The sequence below is a fragment of the Kitasatospora sp. NPDC022785 genome, from assembly GCF_055561295.1.
Genome location: NZ_JBVHHB010000044.1, coordinates 23,006 through 40,078, shown reverse-complemented (window position 1 = coordinate 40,078; position 17,073 = coordinate 23,006). Strand labels below are relative to the sequence as shown.

The window sequence follows — 17,073 nt, the reverse complement described above, 5'->3', positions numbered from 1 at the left end:
GCGGTCAGGCCCCCACCCTGCGCATACCGCACACCATTGGCATACCGCAGGGATCACTACCTGTCACCACCGACAACAGAACGAAAACCTCAGTAACGAGTACGCGGTCTTCGACCAGCAGGGGGCCGCGCTGGGCTCGGTGGTCCAGGTCGGTCAGAGCGCTCTGCGCAAGGTTCTGCGGCTGCTCTCCTCCATCGACCAGTACCTGACCCACAAGCTGGAGATCCGTGACGCGCACGGCACCCCGGTGCTTCTGCTGACCCGCCCGGCGAAGCTCATCAAGTCGCGCGTGGTCGTGCAGCGTCCGAACGGCCAGGAGGTCGGCCAGATCGTTCAGCAGAACGCCATCGGGAAGATCAATTTCGCGATGGAGGTCGGCGGGCAGAAGGTCGGCGCCGTCAAGGCCGAGAACTGGCGGGCCTGGAACTTCTCCATCGTCGACGAGACGGACACCGAGATCGCCCGGATCACCAAGACCTGGGAAGGCCTGGCGAAGACGATGTTCACCACGGCCGACAACTACGTGCTCCAGATCCACCGCCCGCTCGCCGACCCGCTGCTCAGCCTCGTCGTGGCGACCGCGCTGACCGTGGACACCGCGCTGAAGCAGGACGCTCGCGGCCTCGGATAACCGCAACCCGTACGTGGTCCGAGCCCCGCCCCCCGACGACGGTTTCCGGCGGGCGGGGCTCCAGCACCATGGCCTCGCGGGCCCCGGCGTCCGAGCCGTCCGCGTAGGCGCGGCGCAGATTGCGGCCGATGGTGCCGATCGCGGTGAGGGCGAGGCCGTGACCGAGTCCGCCCGGTGCTCGTGCAGCGCCGCCAAGCCCGCGACCAGCGAGTCGGTCGTCGGGTCGGGCACGGTGTCGGCGAACAGTCGTGGGTTCAGCCCGGCCTGGAGCAGCGTCGCCGTCAGGCGCTCCGCCGCGCCGGTCCCGACCAGGAACGCGTCCGTGACGAGCAGGGGGCGGTTCAGGCCCAGTCCTGCGACGACGTCGCCCGGTTCCTGGGCGGCGCCGCGGCCGACGCGCACGATCCGGGGCCAGGGACAGGCCGGCAACCACGGAGTACACCTCGAGGCGTCACAGTCGGAGCACCGTCGGCCGGCGCACCCGGCCGCCGTTCCTCCCACAGCACGTTCGAAACGCTCCCTAGCCGACCGGGGCGAGGCGGCTTCCGGTGGCCAGTTGGTGGAGTAGTCCGATGGTCTCGTCCTCATGTGACGCGAAGACTCCGTGGTCGCTCTGCCAGGTGATCGCACGGGTTGCGCGTGTGGCGAACCGGTGTTGCAGGTCTGGGTGCATGACGCGGTCCTCGGTGCAGATCACGTAGGTGCTGGGCCGCTGGTGCCAGGCGGCGCCGGTCGTCGGCTGATGGCCGGGGGCCATCCTCTGGGGGACGAGCTCGGCGGTGTGGCGGGCACGTTCTTCTTCGCCGAGTTGGGCATGGAACAGTCTTCCCGCAGCCTTCGGGTCGATCGTCGTGGTTCCGGCAGGGTCACCGATCATGCTGGTCCCCAGGTCGGTGGCCGGTGCACCGGCGAGAAGGCCGAGGGCGGTCTCGCCGCGGTCGGGCATCATCGCGGCGAGGTACACGAGGTGGTCGATCCTTTGTGGCGGAAGGCCGGTGATGACGGCTCCGCCGTAGGAATGACCGCACGCGATGGCGGGGCCGCCCTCGGGCAGCTGGTCCAGTGCGGTCTCGGCCGCGGCTATGTCGGCTGCCAGCGACCCACGGTGCAGCTCGGCGACGGCCACGGCGACACCACGTGCCCGCAGCCCGGCCGCGACGCCGTCCCAAGCTTGACCGGTGTGCCATGCGCCGTGCACCAGCAGTACTCCCCGGGGCGCGAAGGAGGGTGAGGAAAGGATCATGAGGGGGCCTCTCGGTGTTCGGTCGATTGCGGAACAGGGGATGGCATGCGGACGGCACCCGCACGCGGGTGCCAAAGGTGTGGGACGGCGGCGGGCGCCGCCTACGACAGCGCCGTGGCCGCGTCGCCTGCTGCGAACGCTGCGTCGTACATCTCGGGCTCGGCATGGCTCAATGCGCTGTCGGGGGTGCTGTTCATCGTGCGTTCTCCTCGGGACGGGTGTTCAGGTGCTCGTGCACGGCAGCGCACGCAGTGCAGCCGCGACTTCGTTGCCGTGGTGCCGGCCATGGCGACTCGACCCCTGCGCAGCCGCAGGACCGCCACGCACCTGCACGCCGGCACCGCAACGGCCACCGTGCCGACGACGACCACAGCTGCCGAACCTCCTCCAGCACGTCCTTCCAGCCGTTCGACCATAAGAGCGACCAGCCGGGAAAAGGATTCAGCTTCCGCCCGGAAATCCTTCGTAGGGGGTCTGTGCGGTCGTCGGCGTCCGCGAGCGGTACGGGCCGTGGGAGCGGATCCACGATCCCCCATGCCCACCCGCGAACCGAACACCCTCGGCGTCCTGATCACCCGCATCGATCTCGCCGCGACCCAGACCGCGCTCCGACAGGCCGCCGTGAAGGCGGAGTTCCACCGCAGGGACAAACCCGTTCTCGAAGCGCACCCTGTATCCGATCCGAGTGCCGCCTCCGGCGTCGGACGCTCCCGGCCCGATGAACCGCTGACGGAGGCCCTCGACCAGGCCGGCCACATCGCCCTCGAACCGGCCGTCGCGGATGTGCTGCCCGAAGCTCGCGAGGATCCTAAGCTCAGTTCCTGCTCGGCGCCGGGGCCTTCGCCGGCCCGGCCAGGTGCTCGGGTTCGAGTACGAAGACCGGGATCACGCGGTGGGTCTTCTCCTGGTATTCGGCGTACGGCGGATACGCGGCGACCGCGCGCTGCCACCACTGGGCCTTCTCGTCCCCCGTGAGCTCACGGGCCGTCATGTCCTGGCGTTCGGGGCCATCCTGGAGCTCCACCTGCGAGTAGGCCTTGAGGTTGAAGTACCAGGCCGGGTGGCGCGGGAAGCCGCCCTTCGAGGCCACCGCCGCGTACCGCCCCTCGTGCTCCACGCGCATCAGCGGAATCTTGTGGATCCTGCCGCTCCTCGCGCCGCGCATCGTGACAATGACGACCGGCAGGCCCGTGTCCCAGAGCGTCGTGCCCTGTGTGCCACCCGAACTCTCATACAGCTCGACCTGTTCGCGCACCCACTGCGCCGGACTCGGCTCGTACTCGCCCTCAAGAGGCATCGCATTCACCCCATTGTCGTGTACGGACTATGTTGGGACCGTCCAACACAGGCCTCGCGCGAAGGGGAGACCGCCGCCCCCGCTCTGCCGACGGATTCAAGTGTGACGGCAAGGTCCCGGAGTCGCACCCGGCTTTGCGTCTCCGCAGGTCAGGGCGGCAGGCGGCACCCGGCAGCAAGGTCGAATGAGACAGGGCAGTTGCGGTCGGTGTCCGGTCAGATGCCGGGGGCGGTCCGCCGAGCGCGGTCTCGGCGGGCCGAGGGCCGCGAAAGGTCCGGACGGCGCTGTGGGACGTCGCGCAGCCGTCGGGCACGTGGGCCCTCCAGTCACGGCACGGCCGCTCGCCCGGCGGCGCCCGCCGCCCGACCGCGAGTACCGGAAGGCGTCCTTTCCGCTGTTGGTCAGCGTCGCCGGTCGGGTGCAGCCACTGGTGTGGTCGACCTGCGGTCCTCCGGCGCGCTGCGTTGCGGTGACCGGGGCGACTCGGGTGTCACGCGTAGGTGCAGTGCGGCGAGCAGTACGCAGAATGCGGCCATCGCGGACCACAGCGCGGTCGTCCCCGCGTGAGCGAGCAGCTGGGTGCCGAAGACGGGTGCGAGCGTCGCGGCGATCCCCCAGCTGGTACCGAAGACGGCCAGGTAGCGGCCGCTTGCGCCGGGTGGTGCGAGGTCGGTGACGAGCGCGTAGACGCGGCCCATGACCAGCAGATCGCCGAGGCTCTTCACGGCGGCCGAGGCGAGCAGCGTCGGCAGGGTGCGGCTGAGGGCGAGGCCGGTCAGCCCCGCGGCCAGGAGGAGATGGGCGAGGGCGAGCGCGACGGGGGTGGTGAGCCGGGTCGCCCAGGGCAGGCGGATCAGCGGCTGGGCGAGCACGGTGGTGGCCGCGGCGGCGGTGAACAACAGCCCGGCGTCGGCGGCGGGCAGGCCCTGCCGCGCGAGTGCGAGCGGCAGGGCGATCACGGCCTGTTGGTTGATCAGGGCGTAGGCGGTGCCGGTGGCCAGGACGCTCAGCAGGGCGCGGTCGCGCAGCGGCCGTACGGCGGTGTCGTCCCGGTCCGCTGCGGGCGGTGCCGGGTGGTCGCGGGGGAGGGCCAGCTGGATCAGCAGCGCGCAGGCCAGACACGTGGCGGCGTCGGTGACGAAGAGCCAGCGCAGGTCCCAGCGGCCGAGGAGGGCGGCGAGCAGCCCGGCGCCCATGGCGCCCGCCGCGAGCGCGGCGCTGAACAGGCTGAACGCCCGCACCCGTTGCTGCTCCGGCACGGACTCGCCGATGATCGCCTGGCTCGGCGGCTCGTAGAGCTCGAAGGCCAGCCCGAGCAGCACCGCCCCGGCGACCGCCCAGGTGAGCGACGCGGAGGCTGCGATCGCCAGCTGCGCGACCGCGCATCCGCAGAGCCCGAGCACGATGGTCGTGCGTCGGCCGATCCGGTCGGCCAGATGTCCCCCGGCCAGCCGTGAGGGGATCGTCGCGAGCCCGAAGACGGCGCTGACCAGACCGGCGGCGGTCAGGCTCGCGCCGTGGTCGGTGCTGATCAGCACGGTGAGAAAGGGCAGTGAGAAGGCCCCGAGCCGGTTGACGACCCGGGCGAGTAACAGCAGGCGGACGGTGCGGGGCAGTGGTTCGGAGCGCGACATGGCGCCTCCTGTTCTCGTGGAAGGAATCGTCGATGTCGGGGATCAGATGTCGGGGATCAGCGGGGGGTACGTGCGCCGAGGTCCGTCTCGTCCTCGTGTGACCTGCGAGCCCTGCCCGACGCCGGCGGCGCCGGTCGCAGCACCGGCCTGCGCTGCCGGGGCCGGCGATCCACCGTCAGGTCGGACCGACGCCGCGGGCGAAGTGCGGCAGCACCATTGCGACCAGGGCGTCGACATCGGCATCGACCATCGGTTCGCCGGTCATGCCCATCCGGTGGAGCAGGGTCCCGACGACGGCATCGATGAAGAACAGCACCCTGTTCTCCGGCTCGTCGAGCGCGTCCTGGAGGGCGAGGCGGTAGGGGTCCTGCAACCGTGCGGAGAGGATCTCGCGCAGGGCCGGGTCGCTGACGGCGTCGCTGAACACGCCCGCGAACGCGTCGCCCACCCCGGGCTCGCCGATCTTCGCCGCGATCCAGCGGATGACCGAGGACATGAGCTCGGCCCGGTCGGCGCCCTCCTGCAGCGGCACCGGGCCGAACGCGTCGAGGAGGCAGTCCACGATCAGCGCGCCCTTCGACGGCCAGCGGCGGTAGACCGTCGTCTTCGCGATGCCGGCCGCGGCGGCGATGCGCTCGACCGTGGCGCGCGCGTAGCCGAGTTCTCGGACGGTGCTCAGCGTGGCGGTGAAGACCTCGGCGTCGACGCCGGTGCGTGGGCGTCCGGGCGGTCGGGCGGGAGACGGCGTTCGAGTCATTCCCTCACCATAGCTAGTTCCGCTACCTTGGGTATCGATACCTAAGGTAGCGGAACCATCCGGGGAGGAGAAGGCATGAGCGGGGACAACGGTGCGCGGCAGCCGTCGGCGGGCAGCAGCGGGTTGCGGCAGCAGGCGTTGGGGGGTGAGCCGGACTGGGCGGGGATGACCGGCGAGGAACTGGCCGCCTACCGCGAGGCGGAGAACCGCAGGCGGGCGTCGCCTGCGATGCGGGCGATCACCGGGATGCCGGACCCGGGTGCCGCGATCGACTGGCAGTCGCTGGAGCTGCCCGGCCGCCGCCTGCCGGTCCGGGTCCACCGGCCGGTGCGCGAACGCGGCGCCGGCTCCGCGGGCCCGGCGGCGGCCCTGCCCCTCGTACTCCACGTCCACGGCGGCGGGTTCGTGGGCACGGCGGTGCAGAGCGACTGGATCAACAGCCATCTCGCCGCCCGGTTGCCGGCCCTCGTCGTCTCGGTCGAGCACCGTCTCCTCGCCCCGGACACTCCGCTGTCGGCCGCCGCCGACGACGGCTGGGACGCGCTCGACCACCTGGTGCGGCACGCCGCCGACTGGGGCATCGACCCGGCGCGCACCGCCGTCTTCGGCGAGAGCTGCGGCGCACTGATCACCGCCCTGGCCGCGATCCGCGCCAGGCAGGCCGGCCTGCAACTGCGGGCGCAGGTGCTGGTCAACCCCGTCGCGGACGTGACCGGGGCGATGTTCGACCACCCCTCGGTCACCGAGCACGCCCACAGCCCGACCCTGACCGTTCCCCAACTGCGGCTGGTGCACCGGCTCGCCGTCCCCCCGGGAACCGATCCCCGTGTGCTGTCGCCGCTGCACGCCGGCAGTCTCACCGGGCTCGCCCCGGCGCTGGTGGTGGTGCCGACCCATGACCCGCTGGCCGACCACGGCCGCCGCTACGCCGAGCGCCTGCGCGCGGCCGGGACGCCCACGCGGCTGACCGAGTTCCCGGAGGCCACGCACGCCTTCGTCAGCATGCCGGCCGTCGTGCCGCAGGCCGAGGCGGCACGGGCGGGGATCACCGAGTTCCTCCGGGACGCCCTCGGCAGTCGCCCCGGCGGTCGCTGACCAGGCGAGTCCGACGGACGGCCCGCCGCATGCGGCCCCTGGCGGGCCGGTGCCGGAGGGGCGGGTCGGTGCCGGAGGGGGTGCCGCGACGGGTGATGGGGGCTGGTCACACCTGTGCGCGCGGAACCACTGCCTGCGTGTACCGGACCGCGCCCGGCAGGGGCAGAGCGAGGACACCGCGACCTGCCACCGCGGTTTTCCGGTGCGTCATCCGCTGACGTCCACTCGTCCGGTCGGATGACCCGGCCTGCGGGCGGTCGGGCGCAGCTCGAGGATGGGGCAGCGGCGGCCTGTGCCCGGCACGCTGGCGTGGGCCCGTGTCGGAAGGTGGTGTGCGGTGGTCGGGGCGTTCGCGGTGTGGTGAACCTGGACGTGCGGGACTCGCGCAGGTCGGGCCGGGGGAGCGTCCGCTGACTCGGTCGGACAACGCTCGCCGGGCACCGCCGGTCCGGGTTCAGCTGACGGCGATTCCGCTGACGGCGGATGGGGGTGGACCAACCGGGACGCGCTGGGGACAGTGGCGCACATGCGACTTCTCATGCTCGGTGGATCCGGCTGCGTCGGACGGGCCGACACCGTGACGGCGACGTCGCGCGCGGCGGCCCACCGGTCCGACCGGAGGCCGTTCCGCCGATGGCCGAGCACACTGGCCCCGGCCCGCTGTCCGCAGCCGGCCGGGGCCACCGTGAGCGGCGGGCCCGGCCGGATCGGCAGGCGTCGCCACCGGCCCGGCGAAGGCGTGCCTCCGGGCGGCCTCTCCGGCGCTCCGCACCGCTTCAACTCCACGATGACACCGCACACCTGCTGGGATCACCATGCCTACTCTCATAGCGCCTGACGGCACCGAGCTCGCCTACCGTGTCCTCGGGGAGGGCACCGGCGCCCCCGTGGTCTGCCTGCCGGGCGGACCGATGCGGGATTCCGTCTACCTCGGCGACCTCGGAGGCCTCCCCGCGCACCGGCGGCTGGTCGTGGCCGACCAGCGCGGCGCCGGGCTGTCCGCGACACCGGAGGACCTCGCCTCCTACCGCTGCGACCGTCTGGTCGGCGACGTCGAGGTGCTGCGCGAACACCTCGGCCTGGACCGGATCGACCTGCTCGCGCACTCCGCCGCCGCCAACCTTGCCGTGCGATACGCGGAGCAGTACCCGCACCGCGTCGGCCGGCTCGTCCTCGTCACGCCCGGAACCACCGCCGTCGGTCTGGAGGTCACCGGTGAGGACCGGCGCGAGGTCGGGCGGCTCCGCAGGGACGAGCCCTGGTACGCGACGGCGTCGGCGGCATTCGACGCCATCGACGCCGGCCGGGCCGAGGCCGATGACTGGGTGGCCATCGCGCCGTTCCTCTACGGCCGTTGGGACGAGACGGCGCGTGCCCACCGGGCGGCCGAGGAGGCCCAGTGGAACGCGGCGGCGGCGGAGGTCTTCGGATCCGAGGGTGCCTTCGACCCGGATGCCACCCGGGCGGCGCTCGCCGCGCTCGACACGCCGGTCCTGGTCCTCGCCGGGGAGTTCGACCTGGCCTCGCCCCCGCACCTGCTGTCCCGCTTCGCCGCGCTGTTCCCGCGCGCCGAGTTCGTCGTCCAGCCCGGCGCGGGCCACTACCCCTGGCTGGACGACGCCGACAGCTTCGTGTCGACCACCGTGCGGTTCCTGACCTGAGACCCGGCCCGGACACGCCGTGGCCGGTGGTCGCATGCCACCGGGCTTCGTACCGGCCGCCCGGCCCACCCCGAGCGGCCGAGAGCCCGGCTCAGCCGGCCCGGCCACCGGCGTTGTCGCAGAGCCGCGCCGCCAGCGCGGTCGGGCCGGGCATCGCGGAGATCTCCGCGCTGACCTCGCGCGCGGCCCGGGCCAGCGCGTCGTCGGTGAGCAACCGGTCCAGCAGCGCCGGCCCGATCTCCTCGGCGCCTGCGCTGAGTCCGGCTCCCCGCTCGCGCACCGCGTCCGCGTTGACGAAGCGGTCGGACCCGTCGGGCAGCGCGAGCTGCGGGATGCCCGCGTCCAGCGCGGCGAGCGCGGTACCGCTGCCGCCGTGGTGGATCGCGGCCGCGCAGGTGCCCAGCAGCGCCCGCCACGGCACCCAGCCGTACGAGCGGACGTTGTCCGGCAGGGTGCCGAGCGTACTAAGGTCGAGCTCGCCGGTGGCCAGCACGAAGTCCGCGTGGACGTCGGCGGCCGCCGCGATCACCCGCTCGATCCTGGTCAGGCCGTCCGTCCTGGGCGGTACCGTGCCCAGGGTCACCGCCACGCGCGGACGACGGGCGGGCGCGGCCAGGGGCTCGGGGAGCGCGCCTTCGCCGTTGTAGGCGACGGGCCGCATCGAGCAGCCGTAGCGTTCTCCCCGGACCATGCTCGGCGGCGCGAGGTCGACGGTGTCCACCGGCTCCGGCAGCCGGTCGATTCCGTGCCGGGCGAAGGTCTCCGCCATCTCCGCCAGCATCAGGGCGCGCAGCCGGGGGGTGCGGACGAATCCCAGGTCGTGCTGGACCGCGGGCACGCCCAGCCTGGTCGCCGCGAGCAGTGCCACCGGGAACAGGTACTCGTACACCACCAGGTCGGGTCGCCACCGCGCGGCGAGTTCGACGGTCGCGTCGGCCACCGCGCTGTTGACGTGGGCGGCCAGCGGGACGAAGGCCTCGCGGTCGGCCGCATCGGTCTCGACCACCCGCCGCATCAGGTCGGGCCGCCGGGTGCGGCCGGCCTCCCGGATCTCCTTGCGCCAGTCCACCCCGGGGGCGAGGGGTAGGTACGGCAGCCCGCAGGCGGCGACCGGCTCGCCGCCGTCCATCGAGGCGACCGCGACCACGTGGCCCAGGTCGCGCATGGCTCGGGCCAGCGGGACCAGGGGGAAGAGATGGCCGACGCCGGGAGCGCCGGCGAACAGTACACGCATGAAAAGTACCTCGGTGATCGACCGGCGGTATCAGCCGGCGGCCCGGTGCAGGGCGGCTTCCAGACCGTTCAGCACGGCGTTGCAGTCACGGCGCAGGGTGGCGGCGTCGGCGGCGCTCAGCAGGTACACCCCGAGCCAGTTGCGCGACCCCGCGGCGGGGTCGAACGCGGGCACCCGCTGTCCCGCCGGCATGGCGAAGGCGGGTACGTCCTCGATGGTGCTGCCCGGTGACAGCAGGCTCTGCCAGTCCACGGCCTGCGGGTTCCAGACGGGCCTGCTCCGCCAGGGCACTCCGGCCGCGTCGGCCGGGACGACGGCCACCGACGCGGCGGCCCGGGCGCCGTCGGTGAGCATGGCCTCGGGGTAGTCGACCCGCTCGCCCAGCAGCTGCCGGACCAGCATGCCGATCGGGTCGAGCCCGAACACCTCGTGGACCTGCCTGGTCGTCAGCAGGCCGCCGAACCGGGCTGCGGTCTCGATGACCACCAGCTCGCCGTTCTCCATCAGCTTGAACTCGGTGTGGGTGCCGCAGTTCTCCAGGCCGAGCGCGTCGACGGCCTGCCTCGACACCTCCTCGATCCGGCGCTGCAGCGGCACGGGCATGACGGAGGGCGAGGTGCTGGCCACCTCGACGAAGGACGGCACGGTCGGCAGTTTGGCGGTGATGGCCAGCGGACGGTACACACCGTCCGCGACGATCCCCTCCACGCTCACGTAGTCGCCGTAGCCGGGTTCCGGGTACCAGCCCTCGGTGGAGCCCAGGGCGATCTCCTCGACCAGGCGGTCCCGGTCGGTGTCCGCGGCGTAGAGCTCGTTCATGCCGACCCGGCTGCCGGCCTGGAGTCCGCGCTCGATCTCGCTCCACGCCGGGGCGGCGTCCCCGGCCGAGTCCAGGACGATCTGGGCGACCGACCCGGCGCCCCAGGCCGGCTTGAGCAGCAGCGGGGGTGTGAACTCGGCCAGCGCGGCGTCCAGGTCCGCGAGGCTGTCGACCCGGCGGAACCGGGGTATCGGCACCCCGGCGGCGGCCCACGCCTCCCGCATCAGCCGCTTGTCCCTGGCGCGGATGATCCCCGGGCCGGCACCGGCCAGGCCGAGCCGACGCGCGGCGTGCGCGACGGCCAGCACCGCGAACTCCGAGAGCGTCAGCACCGCGTCCGCCCCGATGGCCTTCGCGTGCTCCACGATCAGCTCGACCAGTTCGTCGCCGCGCGGCGCCTCGGGGACCAGCTCGATGCCGGTACAGCTGGGCCGCCACACCTCCTCGGCGGTCGTGGGCAGCGGAGCCAGTGCGAGCACGTGCAGCTCCCCGCAGGCGGCGATGCGCGGGAAGGCGTACTCCAGCGGGGCCCCGCCCTTGACGTAGACGTACAGAATCCTGTTCAACGTACTTTCTCCTGACGGAAGTTCACTGTCCTCACGGACGTCGGCCGGCGCGCTTCAGCCGGCGACGCGGAAGGGGCGCAGCTGCAGCAGGCTGACCCGGTCGCCCTCGATCGCCCACTCGATGTCGACCGGGGCGGCGTAGCTCTCGTCGGGTGAGAAGTGCGACTGCAGCACCCGGCTGATCAGCGCCAGCCGGCCCAGGAGGTCCTTGGTCGCGGAGTCCAGGTCGGCGGTGGCGGTGCCCAGCGAGACCGTGCGGCTGCCGCCCTCCACGGTGTTGCACAGGTACTGGAGCGGGGCGCCCTGGCCGGAGACCACCTCGGTCACCGAGTGCGGTGAGATGTTGAGGTAGACGTTGCGGAAGTCCTGCGGGCTCAGCGGGTTGCAGGTGACCAGGACGCCGCCGGTGGTGGCGCCGACCTGCTCCTGGACGATCACGCCCATGCGGCAGTGGTCCATGGGGATGCCCGCCTGGTGGCGCAGCAGGACGGCCCGTGGCGAGAACAGCGAGGCCCAGACCTCCCGGACCGCGTCGAGGACGGCGTCGGCGCCGCTGACGTGAGCCACCGACTCGTAGAGTCCGGCGGCCGAGAAGCCGGGCAGGTCCTCGGCGTTGGAGGAGCTGCGGACGACCTGGACGGGTGCGCCGTACAGGTGCCGGTCGAGCGCCCGGTCGATCTCGGTCCGGATCGGATCGGGCAGCGGGGTGGCGCGGATCAGCTGCTGCGCCTCGCGACAGAGCTGCTCGATCCGGGAAGTACCGTCCGCACGTGCGGAGTCGAGCCGGTCGACGGCGGCTCGGAGCTCCGCCGAGGAGTCCAGGAAGCGCTGTTGGAGAGAGAACGGCAGCACGATCCCGCGCGGCACCTGGGCGTGCTCCTTCACCAGGAGCTGCACGGCGGTGGTCAGTTCGTCGTCCGTGCCCCCGGGGACGTCGAGTTGCCGGGCCAGGTAGTGCAGCAGGTTGTCCCGGGGCGGCCGGGGGACGCGGTAGTAGCCGAGCCAGCGGGGTGAGCCGTGCTGCAGCAGGTGGATGACTTCACCGAGGTTCGCGGCCTTGGTGCCGAACCGGACGTGGTCGCCCGCGCGCAGTTCGGACAGGGGGGTGATCGGGCTGGGCGAGAGGTCGGGCCGGTCCACGGTGATGCGTTCGGCCGGCGGCGGCGTCGGCCGAACGCCGTCGCGTCGCGGCTGCGCGGCTTCGAGGAGGAGGTCGGATCCGTCGGCATCGACCCGGTAGTGGACCCAGCGGCCGTCCAGCCCGGCGCGGGCGATCCGGTCGGCGGCTCCGATGCCGACGGCGTTGGGGATCCGCCATCCGGCGGCCATGACGTTGATGTGGGAGAGCGGGGTGGTGTGCTCGGTGTGGATGATGCCGGACACCCGGGGGATGTCCTCGGGCACCCGGGGCATCGCCACGATGTCGTGCCACTCCAGCGGTTCGGGGCTGGCCCGGTACTCCTCCTCGGAGCGGAACACCCGCAGCCGCCCGTGGGCCGCCCCGGGGTTCAACGGCACGAAGGAGGCCGTGGAGTAGAGCTCGTGGGACAGGACGCGCGGTATCTCGGCCTCCGGGATCCCGGCGACGTAACCCTCCTGCCGGTGGTTGGCCGGTTTGAGGACCAGCGGCAGCGACGGGTCAATGTGGTCGCGCACCCGGTGGTAGAAGGACCGCAGCATGTCCTGGGACATGGTGTCGACGTCGACGGTCTCCAACGACATGAAGGTGTCGGCCGCTCGGGCGCCGGCGGCGCCGCGCCGGGTGTGCAGGGCGAGGGTGCCGAGATAGAAGCGGCGGTCGGGATTCCGGTAGACCTCGTCGTTGAACGAATCGAGATCGCGGGCCAGCTCTTCTATCGACATGCCGAGTATCTCGGACGCGATGTAGCGGACGTGGAGCGTGCCGTCCGCACTGTCGATGAAGTGGAGCACCGAATCGGTGCGGTCGAGCACGATTTTCACGTAGGGATAGCCGCCGACGTTGCCGGCGAGCCGGGAGAACTCCTGGAGGGTGAGATTTTCGCCTGCGAGGAGAGGCCGCGTGGTCGCTTCGTTGCGACCCGAACGGTTGCTGCGCAAAGTTGAGCCATTCGTCATCGTGTACACGTTCAGTGTGCAGAAGGTCAGAGAGGTGGTGCGGCCGCACACATATTGCCATCAAAGCAGAATGTCTGATGAAGTGTCAGATTGGATTTGGCCACTGCGTAATGATCCGGCCATAAAGGCCCACCTTCGTGAACATGACTGCAGGTCAGGCTGTGGCAAAGGTCACAACAAGGGTGCTTATGGCCCGGGCCAAGATCGAATTTCTCCGGAAATGTTGATTCCTGCACGATCTCTGTTCGGGGTGAACTGTATCCGGGTGCCTGTCATGCTCAATGCAAATTCGTCGGCGTATGGCGAGGCGAACCCATGGCTGTGCACAGCGCCCGGGGAGGTCGTGACGGGGTGTCCGAAAGGCTCCACGGTCTTCGCGATCCTGCAGTGAACGACGGGTGCACCGGCCCGGGTGAGGAGCCGCGTCACCGAGGAGGTCCGTCGAACGGGCCCCGGTACGGCGTGGCGATGCCGGTGGTGGGCGTCGCGGTCGTGCAGCGTGGATCGTCTCGCTCGGACCTTCTCCGGCGCGCGCCCTCCGCCCGCGCCGTCGGGTCAGCCGTCGCTGCGGAAGTGGTCCATCGAGATCTTCACCGGGCCGTTGGCGGTCACGGAGACGACCCGCACGATCGCGATGTCGTGGGTGCTGCGCGCGCGTAGGCAGAAGGCTCGTCCGGCGGGCAGGTCGCCGAAGCCGAGAGCCGTCGCCGGCTGCCGGTCGATGGCCGCCGAGCACTCGGTCGGGGTGGGCCGGCCGCCCGGGGCGATGGCGGCGTCGCTTCCCGTCGGGATCAGGAACTCGTTGGCGTTGTGCCCCACGGACCACTGGGTGGACTCTGCGGGGATCAGCCTGCCGGTCTCGATGTCGAAGTCGTACGACTCGTCGGGGGCGGTCAGGTCCGCACCGGTGTAGACCGCGGTGTACGTGGCCGGGTTGGCGGGCGTCGGGCCGTCGGCCACCGGTGCCGGTGTGTCCGGGCCGGTGTCACGGGCCGTCGGGCTGTCGTCGGCCGATCCCGTGGCTGCGAGGACCCGGTCGAGCTTGTCGGACAGGACCACGCCGCCGACCGTGCCGCCGAGAGCCACCACCAGCGCCGTCGACAGCAGCGCCGTCTTCCAGGTCACGCCCTTGCGGCGGGGCCTGCCCACCGCGGGTGCCGCGGGAGCGACGACGGTCGGCAGCGGGGGTGGAAGCAGAGCGGTCGGCGCCTCGGGCAGGGGCCGCGCAGCGCCGTACGAGCCGGGCGGGGCCTGGACGGCGACGACGTCGGGGGAGATCACGGTGGGCAGGTCGTGCGGGAGGCCCTGCGCCGGGTCCTGCGGCAGCTCGGAGCGGCGGGTGATGTCGCTGCTGACCCGCGTGGGCAGCCAGTCGTCGGCGAAGCGCAGCCCGCCGCCCACGGCGGGGTGGTTGCGGGCGGCCTCGATGATCTCGGCGGGTGTGGGCCGGTCCTCGGGTTGCTTGGCCAGGCAGCGCAGCAGCAGCGCGTGCAGGTCGCCCGGGACGCGGCCGAGGTCCGGCTGCTCGTTCACCACCCGGTAGAGCACCGCGGTCTCCGGTCCCTCGCCGAACGGCTGGGTGCCGCCGGCGGCGTACGCCGCCAGCGAGCCCAGTGCGAAGACGTCCGTCGCGGGGGTGACCGGCCGGCCCAGCGCCTGCTCGGGCGCCATGAAGGAAGGCGAACCGATCCGGAAACCGGTGCCGGTCAGCGCGACGGCGTCGGCCGCGCGGGCGATGCCGAAGTCGATCACGCGCGGACCGTCGGCCGCGATCAGCACGTTGGCGGGCTTGAGGTCCCGGTGCACCACCGCGGCGCCGTGGATCGCCTGCAGGGCCTCCGCGATCCCGCCCATCAGCAGCAGGACCGTGCGCACCGGCAGTGCGCCGTGTTCCCGGACCACCTGTTGCAGCGACGGGCCCGGAACGTACGCGGTGGCCAGCCAGGGCACGTCGGCGTCCGCGCCGGAGTCGATCACCTGGGCGGTGTACAGCCCGTGGATCCGCCGGGCGTTGGCCACCTCCTGTGCGAAGCGCCACCGGAACTCGGTGTCCTGCGCGAACTCCGGCCGGACCGTCTTGAGGGCCACCGGCCGGCCACCGGGGGTGTAGGACAGGTAGACCCGCCCCATGCCGCCCGCCCCGAGCCGGGCGTGCAGCCGATAGCCGCCGACGTCACCCGGGTCGTCGGGCTGCAGCGGCTGGAAGGGCGGTGACGTGGTCAAGGAGTCCGGGGACATGTCGACGGGCACGTGGAAGGTCTCCAGTAGGGCGAGCTGTGGGCGGGGGCGGGGCGGCGCGGGGGAGTCCCGGCCGTTCAGCAGGTCGTCCCGCTCGGAACCGGCTTCAGGCCGATGAGGTAGGCGTCGACGGCATCGGTGACGCAGGCATTGCTGCGGCCGTAGGCGGTGTGGCCGGGCCCCTTGAAGGTGAGCAGCATGCCGCCGGGCAGTTGGGCCGCGAGGCCTTGCGACCACGGGTAGGGCGTGGCCGGGTCGCCGGTGGTGCCGACGACGAGGACCGGGGGCAGGCCCTCGGCGTTCACGCGGTGCGGCTGCTGCTGTCCGGCCGGCCAGTCCTTGCAGGTGAGTTCGGCGAGCACGGCGGAGGTTCCGAAGACTCCGGCCTCCCGGTCGGCGCGCTCCATCAGGTCCCAGTAGGGCTGCGGGTCCCTGGGGTGCGGCTGGTCGAGGCAGTTGACGGCGGTGATGGCGACGGCGGAGTTGTCGGGGGCCCGCTCGCCGGAGCCACCCGGTTCGGACGGGGAGCCGGCGCTGTCGTTCTGGCCGGATATGCCGGGGCCGGCGATCTCGGCGAGTTTCGTCCCGTCGCCGCCCCGCGCGGCGCGCAGTGCCTCGGACAGGTCCTGCCACTGGGACTCGGGCGAGTACATCGACCTGGTGAGGGCGGTGAGCAGCATGTTCTGGTCGAGCCGCTCGGTGGTGCCCTTGATGGGCAGCGGGTGCCTGGCCGTCCGCCGGTGCAGGTCGGCGATCACCTTCTGGATGCCGTCCGGGGTGGTGGCGGGGCAGGCGTCGTGGACCACGGTGGCGCACTGCCGGGCGTAGTCGTCCACCGACTTCCGGAAGGCTCCGCCCTGCTGGATGGCGGCCTCGGACCACCCGAGTGAGGGGTCGACCGCGCCGTCGAGGACGAGCGCGCGGACCCGGTGCGGGAACAGCTCGCCGTAGACGGTGCCGAGGTAGGTGCCGTAGGACCAGCCGAGGTAGCTGAGCTTCTCGTCGCCGAGGGCCGCACGCAGCACGTCCATGTCGCGGGCCGCGTCCAGCGTCCCGACGTGCGGCAGGACGGCTCCGCTGCGGGCCTTGCAGGCGGCGACCTGCTTCTCGGCGTCCGCGAGCGCGGCGCTGCGTTCGGCGGCGGTCTTCGGATACGCACTCGTCGGGGCGGTGTCGGATTCGGGCTGGTCCTGGTCGGCGGAACCGGAGGAGCCGCAGTCGACGGCCGGCTTGCTGCCGGCCACGCCCCGGGGGTCGAAGCCGACGATGTCGAAGCGGGCGCGCGCCTGTTCGCTGAAGGAGGAGAGACCGCCGGACTTCAGCTGCTCGACCCCGGATTCGCCCGGTCCGCCGGGGTTGAAGACCAGGGAGCCCATGCGCTGGGCGGGGTCCGTCGCCACGGACCTGGCCAGCGGCAGGGTGAAGGTCCGGCCGGTCTCCGGGTGCGCGTAGTCCATCGGGACGGTCAACGTGGCGCACTGCAGCTCGCCGCACGTGGTCCAGGCCGGCTTCTGCCGGTAGAAGGTCTGCAGGGCGCTCTGCTGCGCGGAATCGGTCGGCGCCGTGCCGGTGCCCTCCTCAGCCGTGTCCCCGTACGCCGGGATGCATCCGGCAAGTGCCGTCACGCCGAGTGCGGCCAGGGCCAGGATCAGGCCGGCACGCTTGCTCGTCGGGTGGTTCATGAGGGTGCTCCAGAGGGAATCGGCAGGGTTGTTGCGTACGGCGGGCCGCGGTGGTCGGCGGTCGGCGGGGCCGGCACCACCCCGGTGGCCCGGGGCGGCCGGGCCGAGGGCTCCGCCC

11 protein-coding genes and 2 pseudogenes are annotated in these 17,073 nt (G+C 72.3%); 3 read left to right on the top strand and 10 right to left on the bottom strand.

Annotation, left to right across the window (positions count from 1 at the left end; all coding sequences use genetic code 11):
- Positions 1-88: 88 nt before the first annotated feature.
- Positions 89-631: pseudogene (locus tag ACZ3YO_RS38440) on the top strand (LURP-one-related/scramblase family protein); the annotation flags it as partial.
- A gap of 165 nt (positions 632-796) precedes the next feature.
- Here ACZ3YO_RS38440 and ACZ3YO_RS38435 read toward each other — a convergent pair.
- The 5 genes and pseudogenes from ACZ3YO_RS38435 to ACZ3YO_RS38415 form a co-directional block, all read right to left on the bottom strand.
- Positions 797-1,219, bottom strand: a pseudogene (locus ACZ3YO_RS38435) (iron-containing alcohol dehydrogenase); the annotation flags it as partial.
- Positions 1,152-1,874, bottom strand: coding sequence for an alpha/beta hydrolase (locus ACZ3YO_RS38430; RefSeq protein WP_465578749.1), 723 nt, complete (start codon positions 1,872-1,874; stop codon positions 1,152-1,154). The gene ACZ3YO_RS38430 and the pseudogene ACZ3YO_RS38435, both read right to left, overlap by 68 nt.
- 814 nt (positions 1,875-2,688) lie before the next feature.
- On the bottom strand, positions 2,689-3,171 hold the full coding sequence (locus tag ACZ3YO_RS38425; RefSeq protein WP_465578747.1) for a nitroreductase family deazaflavin-dependent oxidoreductase: 483 nt from the start codon (positions 3,169-3,171) through the stop codon (positions 2,689-2,691).
- 401 nt (positions 3,172-3,572) lie between these two features.
- Entirely contained in the window at positions 3,573-4,805 is a 1,233-nt protein-coding gene (locus ACZ3YO_RS38420) for an MFS transporter (protein WP_465578745.1), read from the bottom strand.
- 175 nt (positions 4,806-4,980) lie between these two features.
- Positions 4,981-5,562 carry a TetR/AcrR family transcriptional regulator gene (locus ACZ3YO_RS38415; RefSeq protein ID WP_396323015.1) on the bottom strand — a complete coding sequence of 194 codons (582 nt, stop codon included), beginning with the start codon at positions 5,560-5,562 and terminating at the stop codon, positions 4,981-4,983.
- Between the two features lie 165 nt (positions 5,563-5,727).
- Between ACZ3YO_RS38415 and ACZ3YO_RS38410 the strand changes: the two genes are divergently transcribed.
- Positions 5,728-6,657: an alpha/beta hydrolase gene (locus tag ACZ3YO_RS38410; RefSeq protein WP_465578751.1), complete on the top strand. Its 930-nt coding sequence runs from the start codon at positions 5,728-5,730 to the stop codon at positions 6,655-6,657.
- Between the two features lie 815 nt (positions 6,658-7,472).
- Entirely contained in the window at positions 7,473-8,318 is an 846-nt protein-coding gene (locus ACZ3YO_RS38405) for an alpha/beta fold hydrolase (RefSeq protein WP_465578742.1), read from the top strand.
- Positions 8,319-8,409: 91 nt separating this feature from the next.
- Here ACZ3YO_RS38405 and ACZ3YO_RS38400 read toward each other — a convergent pair whose 3' ends face one another.
- The 5 genes from ACZ3YO_RS38400 to ACZ3YO_RS38380 form a co-directional block, all read right to left on the bottom strand.
- Positions 8,410-9,552, bottom strand: a complete 1,143-nt coding sequence (locus tag ACZ3YO_RS38400; protein ID WP_465578740.1) for a glycosyltransferase — start codon at positions 9,550-9,552, stop codon at positions 8,410-8,412.
- A 30-nt stretch (positions 9,553-9,582) separates the two neighbouring features.
- A complete protein-coding gene (locus tag ACZ3YO_RS38395; protein ID WP_465578738.1) occupies positions 9,583-10,938 on the bottom strand; it encodes an ATP-grasp domain-containing protein in 1,356 nt (451 codons plus the stop codon).
- A 54-nt stretch (positions 10,939-10,992) separates the two neighbouring features.
- On the bottom strand, positions 10,993-13,035 hold the full coding sequence (locus ACZ3YO_RS38390) for a PEP/pyruvate-binding domain-containing protein (RefSeq protein WP_465578736.1): 2,043 nt from the start codon (positions 13,033-13,035) through the stop codon (positions 10,993-10,995).
- A gap of 555 nt (positions 13,036-13,590) precedes the next feature.
- Complete coding sequence (locus tag ACZ3YO_RS38385; RefSeq protein ID WP_465578734.1) at positions 13,591-15,285, bottom strand: serine/threonine-protein kinase; 1,695 nt, start codon at positions 15,283-15,285, stop codon at positions 13,591-13,593.
- Between the two features lie 65 nt (positions 15,286-15,350).
- Complete coding sequence (locus tag ACZ3YO_RS38380; protein ID WP_465578733.1) at positions 15,351-16,955, bottom strand: alpha/beta hydrolase; 1,605 nt, start codon at positions 16,953-16,955, stop codon at positions 15,351-15,353.
- Positions 16,956-17,073: the final 118 nt, after the last annotated feature.